This window comes from Hymenobacter sp. BT559, assembly GCF_017571525.1.
In the GTDB taxonomy this organism is placed as follows: Bacteria; Bacteroidota; Bacteroidia; order Cytophagales; family Hymenobacteraceae; genus Hymenobacter; species Hymenobacter ginsengisoli.
The window spans coordinates 450442-465010 of record NZ_JAGETY010000001.1; the positions used below are offsets into that span (position 1 = coordinate 450442).

The following is a 14569-nucleotide window of genomic DNA, read 5'->3' on the forward strand; positions in this document are numbered from 1 at the left end:
GACTATGTGGTTCCTGTTTTTTGCCCTCATCGCGGCTACGGCGTTTATGGCTATCGATACTGCGCACCGCTTGCGCAACATGGTTAGCCCGGTAGCGGCTCGCTAGGCCTGTTCAAGCACTGGCTAAACAGAAAAAGCAGCCCAGCGGCTGCTTTTTCTGTTTAGCCAGTAGGCTATCCGGCTTATTGGCTGGCAAATGTGGGCAGCCAAACTTTCCGGCCGGGCTTTGCTTCGCCAAGCTCAGCGGATAACAAGCTTGCAGAGCTGGCTGGCGTTGTCGGCTTCCAGCTTTACATAATACAGGCCATTGGCAAAGCGGCTCAGGTCCAGCGTCTTGGTATACCGCTCATTGAGCTCACTTAGCGTTTCGTGGTACAGCACCGTACCAATGACGTTGAGCACGCTCACTTCAACCTTGCGGCCTTCGAGGCCGCTAATGGTAAGGTGCACAATACCGGTGCTGGGATTAGGATATACCACTAATGTCTTATCATCGAGCGTAGGCCGTATCACGGTTTGATACGTGCCTCGGATAGTGGCGCCCTGAGCGGGGGCCAGGCTGCCCGTACACAGGCCGAGGCTGGCTAGCCAGAGTAATCCAAAAAGTAACGGTTGTTTCATAATATAGTCAACCAGAACACAGTAGCCGGGTGGGATGAAAGTTAACGACGAACCGGGTATTTGGTTTCGCAAAAGTACACCTGTTCAGCGGCTACCTATCCGTTTAGTTAGTTAAACTTGAATTTTTACCCGGCTAACCCGTGGCGCTACCTAATATGACTTTTACGAGAGCCCTAGTGCTGGGCGGGGGCCTGGCGGGCCTGGCTGCTGCACTCGACCTGGCTGGGCGCGGGCACCGCGTGGTGGTGGTGGAGCGGCGGCGCTATCCTTTTCACCGGGTATGTGGCGAGTATATAAGCAACGAAGTGCTGCCGTACCTGCGCCGGCTAGGGGCCGACCCGGTGGCGCTGGCGCCGGCCGCCATCGGGCAGTTCCGGCTGTCGTCGCCGGCTGGGCGCCTGCTGGCTAGCCCCCTCGACCTCGGCGGCTTCGGGGTAAGCCGGTACCAGCTCGACGAGTTTTTGTATCGGCGGGCGCTGGCGGCGGGGGTCGAGTTTATGTTTGCCACGGTGGCCAACGTGGTCTTCGAAGCCGCCACCGACCTGCACACGGTGCACCTGGCCGATGGCCGCCAGCTAACGGCGCGCCTCGTGCTAGGCACCTATGGCAAGCGCAGTGCCCTCGACCGGCAGCTCGGGCGGCCGTTTTTTGGGCAGCGCTCGCCCTACCTCGGCGTAAAATACCATCTGCGCCTGCCGGGCTTCGCCCGCGATGTGATTGAGCTGCACAACTTCCGGGATGGCTACGCGGGCATCTCGGCCATTGAAGAAGACAAGCTCTGCTTTTGCTACCTCACCACCCGCGCCAACCTGAAGGCGGGCGGCGGCACCATTGCGGCCCTCGAAGGGGAGGTGCTGGCCCAGAACCCGCGCCTGGCCGATATCCTTGCCCACGCCGAGCGCCTCTATCCGCAGCCGGAAGTAATAAACGAGATTTCGTTTGCGCCCAAGCAGCCCGTAGAGCAGCACTTGCTGATGGTGGGCGACGCAGCGGGCCTCATTACTCCGCTTTGTGGCAACGGCATGGCTATGGCCCTGCACGGCGCCGCGCTGGCCGCGCCGCTGGCGAGCCGCTTTTTGCGCGGCGAGCTGCCCCGCCCGGCCCTGGAGGCGGCCTATGCGCAGGCCTGGCACGGGCAGTTTGGCGCGCGGCTGCGGGTGGGCCGAGCCGTGCAAGGCCTGTTTGGCGGACCAGTGCTGAGTGAGCTGGTAGTAGGCGGCCTGCGCTACTGGCCGGGTGCCGTGCGCGCCCTCATGCGCCGTACACACGGCGCAGCTTTTTCGTAGAACCAACCTGTTGCTAAGCCGTCCGTAAAGCCGCCCAGGATGCCGCCCTGCCGGCCACTTCCTAGCTACGAACCTTTGGCGGGCAGCCTACGCTTTTTGGGCACTGCCCTGCTTATGCGGTGCCCCTGCTGCGTAAACTTGCCCCTCTAACTACTTCCTGATGCCCAGCTACCTGGGTGCCATCGGCACCGCTACTCCGCCTCACCGCCTCGCCCAGCCAGTTATTGCCGATTTTATGGCCGGGGCGCTGGAGCTAGATGCCAGCGGCACACGCAAGCTGCGGGCACTCTACCGGGTGTCGGGCATCGAGCACCGCCACTCGGTGCTGGCCGACTATGGCCGGGCCAATGGCGACTACGAATTTTTCCCGAACACGCCGGGCCTGGAGCCCTTCCCTACCGTGAGCCAGCGCATGGCCGCCTACCGCCGCGAGGCCCTGCCGCTGGCCCTCGCGGCAGTGCACGACACGTTGGGCCAGGCGCCGGGTATGGAAGCCGCCAGCCTCACGCACCTTATCACGGTGAGCTGCACCGGTATGTACGCGCCGGGGCTGGACATTGAATTGGTAACGGCGCTGGGCCTGCCCGCCTCGGTGCGGCGCACCTGCGTCAACTTTATGGGCTGCTACGCCGCGGTGAATGCCTTGCGCCTAGCCGATGGCATCGTGCGGGCTGACCCCGCCGCTAGGGTGCTCATTGTGAGCGTAGAGCTGTGCACCCTGCACTTTCAGAAAAGCCACGACCCCGACCACCTGATCAGTAATGCGCTGTTTGCTGACGGCGCGGCGGCGTGCCTGGTGCTGGGGCAGCCGCTGGCTAGTCCGGCACGTAGCCTGGCGCTGCGGGCCTTCCACTGTGGGCTGGCCCCCGAGGGCGTGCAGGACATGGCCTGGCACATCGGCGACTTTGGCTTCGAGATGACGCTCTCGGGCTACGTGCCGGCGCTCATTGAGCGAGGCATCGGGCAGCTCACGGCCGATTTACTGCAAGACCTGCCGGTGCGGCGCGAAGACATCCGGCACTTTGCCCTGCACCCCGGTGGGCGCAAAATACTGGAAGCCATCGAGCAGGCGCTGGGGCTGAGCAAGGACGACAACCGCTACGCCTACCAGGTGCTGCGCGACTACGGCAATATGTCGTCGGCCACCGTGCTGTTTGTGCTGCGCGAGCTATTGGCCGCCGCTAGCCCCGCCGATAATGGCGCCCCGGCACTAAGCTGCGCTTTCGGGCCCGGCCTCACGATGGAGGCGATGCTGCTGGAAATACAGAGCTGATTCTCAGCAGCAAGTGAGGGCCCTTAGCGCTCAGCATAGATAACCACCTGCCACCGGAAGGCCCAGCACCAGCGCAGGTCATAGTTGCGGATACCCGCCGCGGCCAGCAGCCGCACCCAGTCTTGGCGCGAAAAGGCACGCGCCACCGACAGTGGCGCGTCGTTTTGCACCAGGCGCGAGCCACCGAGCAGCCTGGTGAGGTACTTGATGCTGTAGTAGGCTAGCGGGTGGCGATGCAGGTCGTTGATGATGACGGCTAGCCCGGCCTGGCGGCGCCAGTCTCGCAGCAGGCCTACGAGCTCCTCATCGGTGAAGTGGTGGCAGAAGAGGCTGGCTGTGAGCACGTCATATTCCTGGGCCGCAAACTCGGGCGAAAAAATATCAGCCTGCCGGTAGGTTATTTCAGGATAGTCCCGGCTTTTGGCTGCGGCATACGTCAGCATAAAATCGTTGGCATCGATGCCCTCAGCAGCCAGGGGCACGTTGTGCCGCCGGGCCCAGCGCGCCATGTGGCGCAGCGTATCGCCGCCGCCGCTACCCAGGTCGGCCAGGCGCAGGGGCCAGCTTTTGGGGAAAAGCGGCCGTAGCCGGGCTAGCGCGGCCAGCACCGGCCGGTAGCCGCCCAGCCAGGTATTTATTGTTTCGAGCTCGTCCAGGTTCTGCTGCAGCTCGTCGGAGGCCAAAGTCAGGTCATCCATAAGCTCGGCAGTGGTAGCACGGGAGGTCAACTTCATAGCTACAAAGGTGGCCCCGGCACGGCCTTTTTACGTACTGGCATTAAAGCGGTAAATAATAGTAAATTAGCGAGAGAAACAAGTAACTTTGGCGCTGTTAGCCCGCGTCCCATTTCGTGACTATGAATGCACCTGTATGCCTGAGTAGCCTGCTGGTGGCAGCCTTGCTGGCTGCGGCCCGGCCGGCGGCTGCCCCGCCTACGTCCTTTGGCTACCCCGATGGGGTGGCGGTCGATGCAGCGGGCATGGTGTACGTAGTCGATACCGACAACGCTGCCGTAGAAAAAGTAGCCCCTAGCGGCGAGGCGACGCCTCTGAACGCCGGCACGCTGGCCTACCCAACCGGCGTGGCCGTGAGCAGCACCGGCACCCTATACGTGGCCGACGCGGGCAGCCACAGTATTGTGCAGGTAAGCCCGGGCGGGGAGGTAAGCACCCTGGCCCACAATCGGGAGCTGATATTTCCGGCGGCCGTGGCTGTCGATGGGCAAGGCAATGTATACGTGGCCGACTCGGGTGGCGAGCCGGGCAGCGGCACCGTGCAGAAAATAAGCCCGCACGGAGCCCGCACCACGCTGGCCAAAGGCCTGAACAAGCCGGCGGGCATTGCCGTGAGCGCGCAGGGCGTGGTATATGTATCGGATACCGGCAATAACTCGGTGCGCCAAATCGACCCCGACGGACACGTTACGGTGCTGCCGGCTACTTTCAACCACCCGCGGGGCCTGACCCTCGATGCCACGGGCGCCCTGCTCGTAGCCAATACGTACGACAACAATATCCGTCGGGTGAGCCCTAGCGGGCAGGTGACGCTGCTGGCCGAAGGATTCAACTTCCCGGCCGGCCTGGCGGCGGGCCCGGCGGGCACGGTGTACGTAACCGATACGGGTACCAACTCGGTGCGCAAAATCGGTCCCGATGGCCAGGTGTCGGTGCTGGCGGGCGGGAGCGCCCCAGTGCCCGCCGCGCCGCCCCTAGCCGACAGCTCGGCCAGCACTCACGCCGACACTACCCGGCATCGCTAGCCCCGGCCCTGGGCCTCAAGCCACATAATCGGCCAGGTAAGCGTAGCGTGGGCGCAGCTGCCCGCCGCTGGCAATAGTGGCCCTAGCCAGCACGCCAGCCGCATCGCCCCCTAGCAGGTGCGGAAAAAACTGGTCGAGCAGCTGGCGGCCAAAGTCGCGGCTGGCATTGCGCGGCAGCTCGCAGGGCAGGTTATCGACGGCCATCACCGTAATATTTTCGGGGCGGGTGTAAGGCGCTTCCAGCTCGCCGGTGGCCGGGTTGTAGTCGAAAGCCGGCTCCTCGATGGTGGTGCTACGCTTGGTGAGCGGAATGGAGCCATTCACATCACACGTCACGTCGGCAATGGTATTGAGCTTAAAATCAGGCCGGCGCGTATCGGCTTCTGAAAACAGGCGCGGCGCCGCCGGGTGCCAGTAGGCGCAGGCAATGAGCAGGTCAGTAACGGGCAGGAAATTGTTAAACGTTGACTCGTAGGCCTGGGGCTCCTGGTGAAAATTAGTCGTGTCCCACACCCGGCCATCGCGGCGCCGATTGTAGTCCGAGCTGCGCAGCTGCGCATACACCGGCTCGTTGAAATCGAGGTAGAGGTAATCATACACGCTCACCCGCCGGATGCCCATCAGCCCCAGCACCTCCACGGCGCCCTGCGCCACCCGGCCCGAGCCGGTCACGGCTATCTTAATGGGTGGCAGGCGCTTGACCTTGAAAAACTCTTCCTGCATATCCTCCATATCGACGCATTGCCAGGCGGGCTTGAGTTGAAACAGGCCGTGCTTGCGGCCGTAGCTAAGCAGGCCGTTGTAGGCGCCTACTATGCCCGCCCAGTGCCCGAAGGCCACCACACGCTCGCCGGCCGCATTGGTCAGCAGCTCGTAGTCGATAAGCGTAATACCCTTTTGCAGAATGGTTTGCAGCAACTGCTTATTGGCCGGCTGCTTCTTGATGGTGTGTGAGAAAAAGCAGTAGGTTTTGCCGGGCAGCAGCCACGCGACGGGCACTTCCTTCACCCCTAGTAGTACGTCGCAGGCGGCCATATCGTCGCTCACTTCAATGCCGAGGTCGCGGTATTCCTGGTCGGTAAAGGCACGGTGTGGGCTAGGCTGCGCCCGCACGCGCAGGCCGGGATAGGCGTCTTGCAGCTCGACGCATTTTTTGGGGGTGAGGGCCACGCGGCGGTCGGGCGGGGTACGGCCTTCGCGCAGCAGGCCAATGAGGGTGGGAAAAGGCATAAGCAGCACAGGAAAGAGCCCAAAAGTACGCTCGCCCCCGGACCAAACCGGGCGTACCTTTGTTAAGGAAAAAGTTGCTCTCTTCTCCCCTCCCCCAGCTCCCATTTATGTCGTTTAGATTCAAGCCCGCCGATGTGTTTGAAACCCGCCACAACGCGCCCGACCTCGCCAGCCAGCAAGCCATGCTGCAAGCAGTTGGGGCCGCCGACCTGGCTCAGCTCATCGCCGAAACGGTACCCGCGGCCATCCGGCTGCCGCAGGGGCTAGCGCTGCCGCCAGCCCTCACCGAGCGCCAGTTTTTGAAGCGCTTCAAGCAGATTGCCGGCCAGAACAAGGTGTATAAGAGCTACATCGGGCTGGGGTATCACGACACCACCCTGCCGCCCGTTATTCAGCGCAACATCCTCGAAAACCCGGGCTGGTACACTGCCTACACGCCTTACCAGGCCGAGATTGCGCAGGGACGCCTCGAAGCGCTCATCAATTACCAAACGATGGTGATTGACCTCACCGGCCTGCCCATCGCCAACGCCAGCCTGCTCGACGAGGCCACCGCCGCCGCCGAGGCGCTGCACATGCTGCACGCGCAAACCAAGAAGAAAAACGCCACCAAGTTTTTCGTGAGCGAGCAGGTGCTGCCCCAAACCATTGACGTGCTGCGCACCCGCGCCACGCCGCTCGGCATCGAGCTGGTTATCGGCGACCACCGCACGGCCGACCTCAGCGACGAGGCATTCTTCGGCGTGATGGTGCAGTACCCGGGCGCCAACGGTACCATCTTCGATTACAAGGAGTTCATCGCCCAGGCCCAGACCAACAACCTGTTTGTGGTAATGGCTGCCGACCTGCTCGCCCTCACGTTGCTGACTTCGCCCGGCGAACTGGGTGCCGACGTATGCGTGGGCTCATCGCAGCGCTTCGGTGTGCCGATGGGCTTTGGCGGCCCGCACGCGGGCTTCTTCTCGTGTAAGGACCAGTTTAAGCGCGTTATCCCCGGCCGCATTATTGGCCAGAGCGTGGACGCGGCCGGCAACAAGGCCTACCGCATGGCCCTGCAAACCCGCGAGCAGCACATTCGCCGCGAAAAAGCTACCTCCAACATCTGCACGGCGCAGGTGTTGCTGAGCGTGCTGGCCGGCATGTTTGCCGTGTACCACGGCCCGAAAGGCATCCGCCAGTTTGCCGTTAATACGCACCTGTTTGCTCAAATTCTGGAAGCTGAGCTGAAAGCGCTAGGGGTCGAGCAGCTCAATAGCCACTACTTCGACACCCTGAGCCTGCGCCTCGAAAGCCACGAGATGCAGCAGGCCCTGAAGAAAGAAGCCGAAGCGGCGGGCATCAATTTCCGCTACTACGAGGATACCCTAGTGGGCATTAGCCTGCACCAGAACGTAGAGTTCGACGACGTGCGCGACATCGTGGACATTTTCGCCAAGGTGCTGGGCAAGGAGGTAGCCACTACGGCCGCCCCTACTATCGACGCCGAATTGACGTTGACCTGGCCCGAAAGCCTGCAGCGCACCAGCGAGTACCTCACGCACCCGGTGTTTAACACGCACCACGCCGAGCACGAGATGCTGCGCTACATGAAGCAGCTCGAAAACAAGGACTTGAGCCTCGCCCACAGCATGATTCCGCTAGGGTCGTGCACGATGAAGCTCAACGCCACGGCCGAGATGATACCCGTGACCTGGCCCGAAATCGGCCAGCTGCACCCCTTCGCCCCGGCCGACCAGACGCTAGGGTACCAGCAGATTTTCCGCGACCTGCAAGCCTGGCTCTGCGAGGTGACGGGCTTTGCGGCCATCAGCCTGCAGCCCAACTCGGGCGCCAACGGCGAGTACGCCGGCCTGCTGGCCATCCGGGGCTACCACCTGGGCCGCGGCGACAGCCACCGCACGGTGGCGCTCATTCCGGCCTCGGCCCACGGCACCAACCCCGCTTCGGCCGTGATGGCTGGCATGCAGGTAGTGGTGGTGAAAAGCACCGACGAAGGCAACGTGGACATGGACGACCTGCGCGCCAAAATCGCGCAGCACGCCGACCGCCTCAGCTGCCTCATGGTGACGTACCCCAGCACGCACGGCGTGTACGAGGAGACGATTATCGAAATCTGCGAGCTCATTCACCAGGCCGGCGGCCGGGTGTACATGGACGGCGCGAATATGAATGCCCAGGTGGGCCTCACTTCGCCGGCCAGCATCGGCGCCGACGTGTGCCACCTCAACCTGCACAAGACCTTCTGCATTCCGCACGGTGGCGGTGGCCCCGGCGTGGGTCCCATCGGCGTGGTCGAAGACCTGATTCCTTACCTGCCCGGCCACGTAGTGGTGCCGGTAGAGGGCCGCAACAGCGGGGCCGTATCGGCCGCGCCGTATGGCTCGGCCAGCATCCTACCCATCAGCTACGCCTACATTTCGATGATGGGCGGCGACGGCATCACCCGCGCCACGGAGATTGCCATCCTGAATGCCAACTACATCAAGGCTCGCCTGGAGGCGCACTACCCGGTGCTCTACACCGGCGCGCACGGCCGCTGCGCCCACGAGATGATTCTCGATTGCCGCCACTTCAAAAAGGCCGGCATTGAAGTAGAAGACATCGCCAAACGCCTGATGGACTACGGTTTCCACGCGCCCACGGTGAGCTTCCCGGTAGCCGGCACGCTTATGATTGAGCCCACCGAAAGCGAAAGCAAGGAAGAACTAGACCGCTTCTGCGACGCCATGATTGCCATTCGCAAGGAAATCACCGAAGTAGAGGAAGGCCGCGCCGACGCGAAGGAGAACGTGCTCAAGCACGCGCCCCACACCGCTGCTATCGTGCTCACCCAGGAGTGGACGCGCCCCTACTCGCGTGAGCAGGCCGTGTACCCGCTGCCCTACGTGCGCAATGCCAAGTTCTGGCCCACCGTCAGCCGCATCGACTCGGCCTACGGCGACCGCAACCTCATTTGCAGCTGCACGCCGCTGGAGGAGTACGTCGACGAGCCCGAACACCTAGTTTCGACCGATAAAGGCCCGTCGTATTAGTGCAGCGCGGACTCTCAGTCCGCAAGCAGCACGACGCACGCACCGGGCGGACTGAAAGTCCGCGCTATAAAAACGCCCGGCTGAGCACGCGAAAGCGACTCGGCCGGGCGTTTGCCGTATTAGTCGATTGGCTAAGCAAACTAGTCGGCTTGCCTACTTTTTTTGGAACATTGCCCAGGCTGGTAGCGTTACCTCAGCACCTCCGCATTCGTGGACTATCTCTTTAATTTTTAGCCTTATGAACCGCATCACTCGTTTTCTGGCCCGCCCGGCCGCCCTGGCGGTCACGGGCCTGGCGCTGACCCTGGGCATGGCCTCGTGCGCCACTTCGGCCAACGTGGCCGCCACCAGCGACTTTGACCACGCCGTCAATTTCCGCGCCTATAAAACCTGGGCCTGGTACCCCAAGCAAGCCAATGATACCGAAGGCGGTCCCGCCCGCGGCTACGAATCGTTTACCGACCAGCGCATTCGCGACGCCGTGACTAAAGACCTCACGGCCAAAGGCATGACTGAAGTAGCCAACAATGCCAGCCCCGACGTGTACGTGGCCTACAGCGTGCGTGTCGAGAATAAGCAGCAGGTAGCCGGCGGCTACCCCTACGGTGGCTACGGCTATCCGTACTACGGCTATGGCTACGGTGGATTTGGCGGCTACCCCTACGGCGGCCGCGCCTACAACTACAAGGCTGGCACCGTGATTATCGACATTGTGGATGCCAAGCGCAAGGAGCTCGCCTGGCGCGGCACTGGCCAGGCTCAGCTCAATAACAATAGCATTTCGGAGGAGGAAACCTATCGCATCGTGAACAGCGTGCTGGGCAACTACCCGCCTACCGATACGCGCCGCCCGGCAGCCTACCGCTAGGCCCCCGCAACGCAGCTACCAGCAAAAAGCCCCGCCAGCTTGGCGGGGCTTTTTGTTTTATGTTAGTGCTGGCTAAGCTTAAATCGGCACGTTCACGTGGCGCTCGGCGTGATACGAAGAGCGCACGAGCGGGCCGCTTTCTACGTATTTCAGGCCGCGTTTCAAGCCTTCTTCGCGGTAGGCGGCGAATACCTCGGGGTGAATAAACTCGGCTACGTCGAGGTGGCGCTTGGTGGGCTGCAAATACTGGCCTAGCGTGAGGATGTCGAGGCCATTGGCCACGAGGTCGTCCATGGCCTGGTGCACTTCGTCTTGCTTCTCGCCCAGGCCCAGCATAATGCCCGACTTGGTGCGGTGCCCGGCCAGCTTGGTGCGCCGAATCTGCTCCAGCGAGCGGTCGTACTTAGCCTGCGGGCGCACTAGGCGGTAGAGGCTGCCCACAGTTTCCATGTTGTGCGAAATCACTTCCTGGCCACCCGAAATCATGGTTTCGAGCGCTTCCCAGTTGGCTTTCACGTCCGGAATGAGCGTTTCAATAGTCGTTTCAGGCGAGAGCTGCTTGGTAAACACCACCGTATCGCGCCACACACTGGCGCCGCGGTCTTTGAGCTCGTCGCGGTTCACACTCGTAATCACGGCGTGCTTCACTTTCATCAGCGCGATGGCCTCGGCTACGCGGCGCGGCTCGTCGAGGTCGAGCTCGCTAGGGCGGCCGGTGGCCACGGCGCAGAACGAGCACGAGCGCGTGCATACATTGCCGAGTATCATAAAGGTGGCGGTACCGGCACCCCAGCACTCGCCCATATTGGGGCAATTACCTGATTCGCAGATGGTATGCAGCTTGTGCTCATCCACAAGCTTGCGCACGGCCGCGTAGTCGGGGCCGATGGGCAGCTTTACGCGCAGCCAGTCGGGCTTCCGGGGGCGGGCCGGCGCGGCGGGCGCAATCGGCTCGGCCTGAATAATGGGAAGGGTGAGCAACAGGTTATCCATACTATAAAGTTAAGGCCTAGCGGCCAGGCTAGCCCCCGCTAGCTGCGGTGGCCGATATAGAGCGTGAGGTAAACCGACGGGAAGAACTGGCGGTTTAGGCTATTGGGGTCGGCCGGGGCGGGCGGGTTCAGCATGAGCAGGCGCTTGGTATAAGCTTCGAGCAAAAAGCCGACCTCGGCGCCGGCCACGGCGTCGCGGTAGCGGCCATACTCAAAGCTGAGGCCGCCGCGCAGGTGCACGCCGGGCACTATCTTGGTCTGGCTGACGCCACTAAACAGCGGGGCCCGGTCGTAGATAAAGTTTTCGTTGGCGTGCTCGGGGTGAGCGGTGGGGTCATAGGCCTCATCCACAATCATGTCACTCGGCCCGAAAGCGTTGTTCTTATACGCCGTGTAGTCGTAGCTAATGTAGTAGGGCATGAGCAGCCCAATCGTGGGGCCAGCGCTCAACAAGCCATTGACCTGCACGCCCGCATCGGCCGCCTTACGAAACAGAATGCGCTGAATGCCAATGGATGGCCGCAGCGCAAACGCGTAGTTGGCTTTGAAGCGCTTGTAGCTGCCCCCCGTGTAGGGGTTGCTGACGTTCTCCTCCTTAGGGTTTTTAAACGACACGCCCTCCAGGCTCCAGAAACGGAGCCAACGCTCATCGAGCGTGCGCGACACGCGCACATTGACGCCCCCAATCAGCCCGCCCTGGGTATTGAAGTTGAGGCCAAAAATCGTTTCGCGGCGATACGACTGCTCGTCGGATGGCATAGCCTGCGGCGGCGCTACTTCGAGGGTGGGGCCCACGGGCGCGGGCGCGGGGCCGGGTGCCTGGGCCTGGGCGCGGCCAGCCCCGGCCAGGATGAGCGCCAAGCAGCCGGCGGCAAGGACGTACGTCTTGTTCATAGAGAAGTCAAAAATACCTGCCGCAGCGGCTTTTGCCACCTAGCGTTTCCCTAACGCAGCTAGGGTAGCTTTGTGATATGAGCACGCCCCACACCACCGCCACCGCCCGCTACGAGGGCCACCTACGCACCGAAGCTACGCACACGGCTTCCGGCACTGTCATTCAAACCGATGCCCCGGTTGATAACCACGGCCGCGGCGAAGCGTTTTCGCCAACCGACCTCGTGGGCACCGCCCTAGGCACCTGCATCCTCACCACGATGGCCATTGTGGCTGAGCGCCACCAGCTAAACCTCGTGGGCAGCTCGTTTAAGATGGAAAAAATAATGAGCCAGGAGCCGCCGCGCCGCATTGCCCAGCTGAATGTAGAAGTGCACCTGCCCGCCAGCCTCGGCGACACCGAGCGCCGGCTGATGGAGCGCACTGCCCACACCTGCCCCGTAGCTTTAAGCCTGAACCCGGAAATCAAGCAAGAGGTTCGGTTTGTGTACGAAGAGCTAAGCTAGCTGCGCCCGCTGAATACCTGGTGACTAAGCTGCCCCCTGCCAATCTTTTGCGTAGCTTGGCGCTTAGTCACTAGCCGTTTCTCACCCGTTTCATTTCTATGGGCTTTTTCACCAACAAGGGCTTTCAGCCCAAGCGCCAGAGCAACCACAAGCTGCCGCCCGGCCAGTACGAAACCACCGATTTTCCGGTGCTCTCGGCCGGCCCTACCCCGCGCATCAACCTCGCCGACTGGGAATTTCGCCTCGAAGGGCTAGTGGAGGAGCCGGTGAAGTGGAGCTGGGAGGAGTTCAACAAGCTGCCCATGCAGGACTTCAACCCCGACATTCACTGCGTTACCAAGTGGAGTAAATTCGACACCCACTGGCGCGGCGTGAGCGTGGACACCTTGCTGGAGCACGTCAAGCTGAAGCCCGAGGCGCAATTTGTGACTGAGTTCAGCTACGGCGGCTACACCACCAACCTGCCCTTAGCCGACCTGCGCGGCGGCAAGGCTTTTGTGGGCCTCCTTTACGATGGCCAGCCGCTAGCCCCCGAGCACGGCGGCCCGGCCCGCCTGGTGGTGCCGCACCTTTACTTCTGGAAAAGCGCCAAGTGGGTGCAGGGCCTGCGCTTCACGGCCCAGGATGAGCCCGGCTTCTGGGAGCGCGGCGGCTACAGCATGTACGGCGACCCGTGGAAGGAGCAGCGCTACCGCGACGATGACGACGACCAGGCTAGCCCCTCGGCCATTCGCCTATGAGCCGCGTAGCCTGGCAGCTGGCCACCGTTAAAGAAATTAAGCAAGAGACGCCGCGCGTCAAGACGTTCACCCTCAGCCTGCCCACCTGGACGCCCCATCTGGCCGGCCAGCACTACGACCTGCGCCTCACTGCCGAGGGCGGCTACCAAGCCGAGCGCAGCTACTCCATTGCTTCGCCACCCGAGCAGGTGGGCGAGATTGAGCTGACCGTCGAGCTTATCGCGGACGGCGAGGTGTCGGGCTACCTCAACGAGGGTGTGGCCGTGGGCGACCAGCTGGAGGTGCGCGGACCCATCGGCGGCTATTTCGTGTGGCGCGGCGAGCCTAGCGCGCCGCCGCTGCTGCTCGTGGGCGGCGGCTCGGGCGTGGTACCGCTGATGGCCATGCTGCGGCACCGCCACCTACTAGGGGTACACACGCCGGCCGTGTTGCTGTTCAGCGTGCGCACGCCAGATGAGGTTATCTATCAGGCTGAGCTAGAGGCAATGGCGCAGGCCGACCCCAGCTTCACGCTCCTGCTCGACTACACCCGGCAAGCGCCGCCCGGCTGGGCCGGCTACCAGCGCCGCATCGACGCCGCCATGCTAGCCGAGGTGGTGGCGCGGTTTGGGCCGGCCACGCCGCAGGCGTTTGTGTGCGGCCCCACGGGCCTGGTGGAAGCCGTAGCCGATGGCCTGCTGGCCGCTGGGCTAGCCCCCGAAATGATACTGACCGAGCGGTTTGGGCCGACGGGCGGGTAGCTGCTTCTAAGCTGCGGGCAACTCCTGTTGTAGCAGCTTCAGCAGCTCTTCTTTCGCAATACTGGCAGCTTCCGCCTTGTCATAAATCGTTACCAGATAGATGGTTTCACCCTCGTCAGTTTGCTCTACATAGTAAGTAATGACGCGAAAGCCACCGCTTTTACCGCTGCCCTTGCTGGCGCTGGCTAGGCGAATTTTATAGAGGCCGGCGCCAAGGCTTTCGCCCTGACGTGGGGTGACTTCGAGACTAGCGATAAGCTGTCGCAACTCAACTGGCAGCGAACGGTATTTTTTAACCAAGCGCTTTGCCCGACGGTTAAACTCTACAAATGGGATAATCTGCCTACTCATCAGCTTCAATTTCGGCAAATAACTCTTCCAGTGTTGACAGCTTCGCCTTACCGGTCTTTAACAGCTTAACCTGCTCAATGCTAGCGCGCAGCGCTTCCATCGAGATACTGACGTGGGTATCCGTATCGCCGTCATCCTCCTCGGCGGCCGGGCGGGCGGCGGGCTGGTCGGCCTGCACGATGAGCTGCTTGAACTGCTGCTGAATACGCTTGGGCAGCACCTTGTACTGCTCAAACAAAACCTGGGCGGTGGTCATGGCGCTAGGGGTTAGGGAAGT

At 62.4% G+C, this 14569-nt stretch carries 15 protein-coding genes; 8 read left to right on the forward strand and 7 right to left on the reverse strand.

Annotated features, from left to right (window positions below; translation table 11 throughout):
• Positions 1–240: 240 nt before the first annotated feature.
• The gene (locus J4D99_RS01890) at positions 241–621 is read right to left on the reverse strand and encodes a T9SS type A sorting domain-containing protein (RefSeq protein WP_208129992.1); all 381 of its coding nucleotides are present in this window, start codon (positions 619–621) and stop codon (positions 241–243) included.
• Between the two features lie 155 nt (positions 622–776).
• Here J4D99_RS01890 and J4D99_RS01895 point away from each other — a divergent pair, with 155 nt between their 5' ends.
• On the forward strand, positions 777–1907 hold the full coding sequence (locus J4D99_RS01895) for an NAD(P)/FAD-dependent oxidoreductase (protein WP_208129993.1): 1131 nt from the start codon (positions 777–779) through the stop codon (positions 1905–1907).
• Between the two features lie 160 nt (positions 1908–2067).
• Complete coding sequence (locus J4D99_RS01900; protein ID WP_208129994.1) at positions 2068–3180, forward strand: type III polyketide synthase; 1113 nt, start codon at positions 2068–2070, stop codon at positions 3178–3180.
• 23 nt (positions 3181–3203) lie between these two features.
• Here the strand turns inward: J4D99_RS01900 and J4D99_RS01905 are convergent, their stop codons facing one another.
• On the reverse strand, positions 3204–3914 hold the full coding sequence (locus J4D99_RS01905) for a methyltransferase domain-containing protein (RefSeq protein WP_236018457.1): 711 nt from the start codon (positions 3912–3914) through the stop codon (positions 3204–3206).
• 122 nt (positions 3915–4036) lie between these two features.
• Here J4D99_RS01905 and J4D99_RS01910 point away from each other — a divergent pair, with 122 nt between their 5' ends.
• On the forward strand, positions 4037–4939 hold the full coding sequence (locus J4D99_RS01910) for a virginiamycin B lyase family protein (protein WP_208129995.1): 903 nt from the start codon (positions 4037–4039) through the stop codon (positions 4937–4939).
• 15 nt (positions 4940–4954) lie between these two features.
• Here the strand turns inward: J4D99_RS01910 and J4D99_RS01915 are convergent, their stop codons facing one another.
• Complete coding sequence (locus J4D99_RS01915; RefSeq protein ID WP_208129996.1) at positions 4955–6169, reverse strand: NAD(P)-dependent oxidoreductase; 1215 nt, start codon at positions 6167–6169, stop codon at positions 4955–4957.
• A 107-nt stretch (positions 6170–6276) separates the two neighbouring features.
• Here J4D99_RS01915 and gcvP point away from each other — a divergent pair, with 107 nt between their 5' ends.
• A complete protein-coding gene (gcvP, locus tag J4D99_RS01920; protein WP_208129997.1) occupies positions 6277–9201 on the forward strand; it encodes an aminomethyl-transferring glycine dehydrogenase in 2925 nt (974 codons plus the stop codon).
• A 238-nt stretch (positions 9202–9439) separates the two neighbouring features.
• Entirely contained in the window at positions 9440–10069 is a 630-nt protein-coding gene (locus J4D99_RS01925) for a DUF4136 domain-containing protein (RefSeq protein ID WP_208129998.1), read from the forward strand.
• Between the two features lie 78 nt (positions 10070–10147).
• Here J4D99_RS01925 and lipA read toward each other — a convergent pair whose 3' ends face one another.
• Complete coding sequence (gene lipA / locus J4D99_RS01930; RefSeq protein WP_370551394.1) at positions 10148–11050, reverse strand: lipoyl synthase; 903 nt, start codon at positions 11048–11050, stop codon at positions 10148–10150.
• 50 nt (positions 11051–11100) lie between these two features.
• Entirely contained in the window at positions 11101–11955 is an 855-nt protein-coding gene (locus tag J4D99_RS01935) for a hypothetical protein (RefSeq protein ID WP_208130000.1), read from the reverse strand.
• 77 nt (positions 11956–12032) lie between these two features.
• On the opposite strand from J4D99_RS01935, the gene J4D99_RS01940 reads away from it, so the two are divergent.
• From J4D99_RS01940 to J4D99_RS01950, 3 genes are all read left to right on the forward strand, one after another.
• A complete protein-coding gene (locus J4D99_RS01940; protein WP_208130001.1) occupies positions 12033–12461 on the forward strand; it encodes an OsmC family protein in 429 nt (142 codons plus the stop codon).
• Positions 12462–12559: 98 nt separating this feature from the next.
• Entirely contained in the window at positions 12560–13201 is a 642-nt protein-coding gene (locus J4D99_RS01945; protein WP_208130002.1) for a sulfite oxidase-like oxidoreductase, read from the forward strand.
• Positions 13198–13941: a ferredoxin reductase gene (locus tag J4D99_RS01950; protein ID WP_208130003.1), complete on the forward strand. Its 744-nt coding sequence runs from the start codon at positions 13198–13200 to the stop codon at positions 13939–13941. Before J4D99_RS01945 ends, J4D99_RS01950 begins: the two co-directional genes overlap by 4 nt.
• Before the next feature lie 6 nt (positions 13942–13947).
• Here the strand turns inward: J4D99_RS01950 and J4D99_RS01955 are convergent, their stop codons facing one another.
• Together J4D99_RS01955 and J4D99_RS01960 are read right to left on the reverse strand one after the other, a co-directional pair.
• Complete coding sequence (locus tag J4D99_RS01955; protein WP_236018458.1) at positions 13948–14241, reverse strand: type II toxin-antitoxin system RelE/ParE family toxin; 294 nt, start codon at positions 14239–14241, stop codon at positions 13948–13950.
• 43 nt (positions 14242–14284) lie between these two features.
• Positions 14285–14548: a hypothetical protein gene (locus tag J4D99_RS01960; protein ID WP_208130005.1), complete on the reverse strand. Its 264-nt coding sequence runs from the start codon at positions 14546–14548 to the stop codon at positions 14285–14287.
• Positions 14549–14569 lie beyond the last annotated feature (21 nt).

Bases quoted from the DNA above. Each gene is read 5' to 3' on its own strand.
- J4D99_RS01890 (WP_208129992.1), bottom strand. From the start codon at position 621: ATGAAACAACCGTTACTTTTTGGATTACTCTGGCTAGCCAGCCTCGGC.
- J4D99_RS01895 (WP_208129993.1), top strand. From the start codon at position 777: ATGACTTTTACGAGAGCCCTAGTGCTGGGCGGGGGCCTGGCGGGCCTG.
- J4D99_RS01900 (WP_208129994.1), top strand. From the start codon at position 2,068: ATGCCCAGCTACCTGGGTGCCATCGGCACCGCTACTCCGCCTCACCGC.
- J4D99_RS01905 (WP_236018457.1), bottom strand. From the start codon at position 3,914: ATGAAGTTGACCTCCCGTGCTACCACTGCCGAGCTTATGGATGACCTG.
- J4D99_RS01910 (WP_208129995.1), top strand. From the start codon at position 4,037: ATGAATGCACCTGTATGCCTGAGTAGCCTGCTGGTGGCAGCCTTGCTG.
- J4D99_RS01915 (WP_208129996.1), bottom strand. From the start codon at position 6,169: ATGCCTTTTCCCACCCTCATTGGCCTGCTGCGCGAAGGCCGTACCCCG.
- gcvP (WP_208129997.1), top strand. From the start codon at position 6,277: ATGTCGTTTAGATTCAAGCCCGCCGATGTGTTTGAAACCCGCCACAAC.
- J4D99_RS01925 (WP_208129998.1), top strand. From the start codon at position 9,440: ATGAACCGCATCACTCGTTTTCTGGCCCGCCCGGCCGCCCTGGCGGTC.
- J4D99_RS01935 (WP_208130000.1), bottom strand. From the start codon at position 11,955: ATGAACAAGACGTACGTCCTTGCCGCCGGCTGCTTGGCGCTCATCCTG.
- J4D99_RS01940 (WP_208130001.1), top strand. From the start codon at position 12,033: ATGAGCACGCCCCACACCACCGCCACCGCCCGCTACGAGGGCCACCTA.
- J4D99_RS01945 (WP_208130002.1), top strand. From the start codon at position 12,560: ATGGGCTTTTTCACCAACAAGGGCTTTCAGCCCAAGCGCCAGAGCAAC.
- J4D99_RS01950 (WP_208130003.1), top strand. From the start codon at position 13,198: ATGAGCCGCGTAGCCTGGCAGCTGGCCACCGTTAAAGAAATTAAGCAA.
- J4D99_RS01960 (WP_208130005.1), bottom strand. From the start codon at position 14,548: ATGACCACCGCCCAGGTTTTGTTTGAGCAGTACAAGGTGCTGCCCAAG.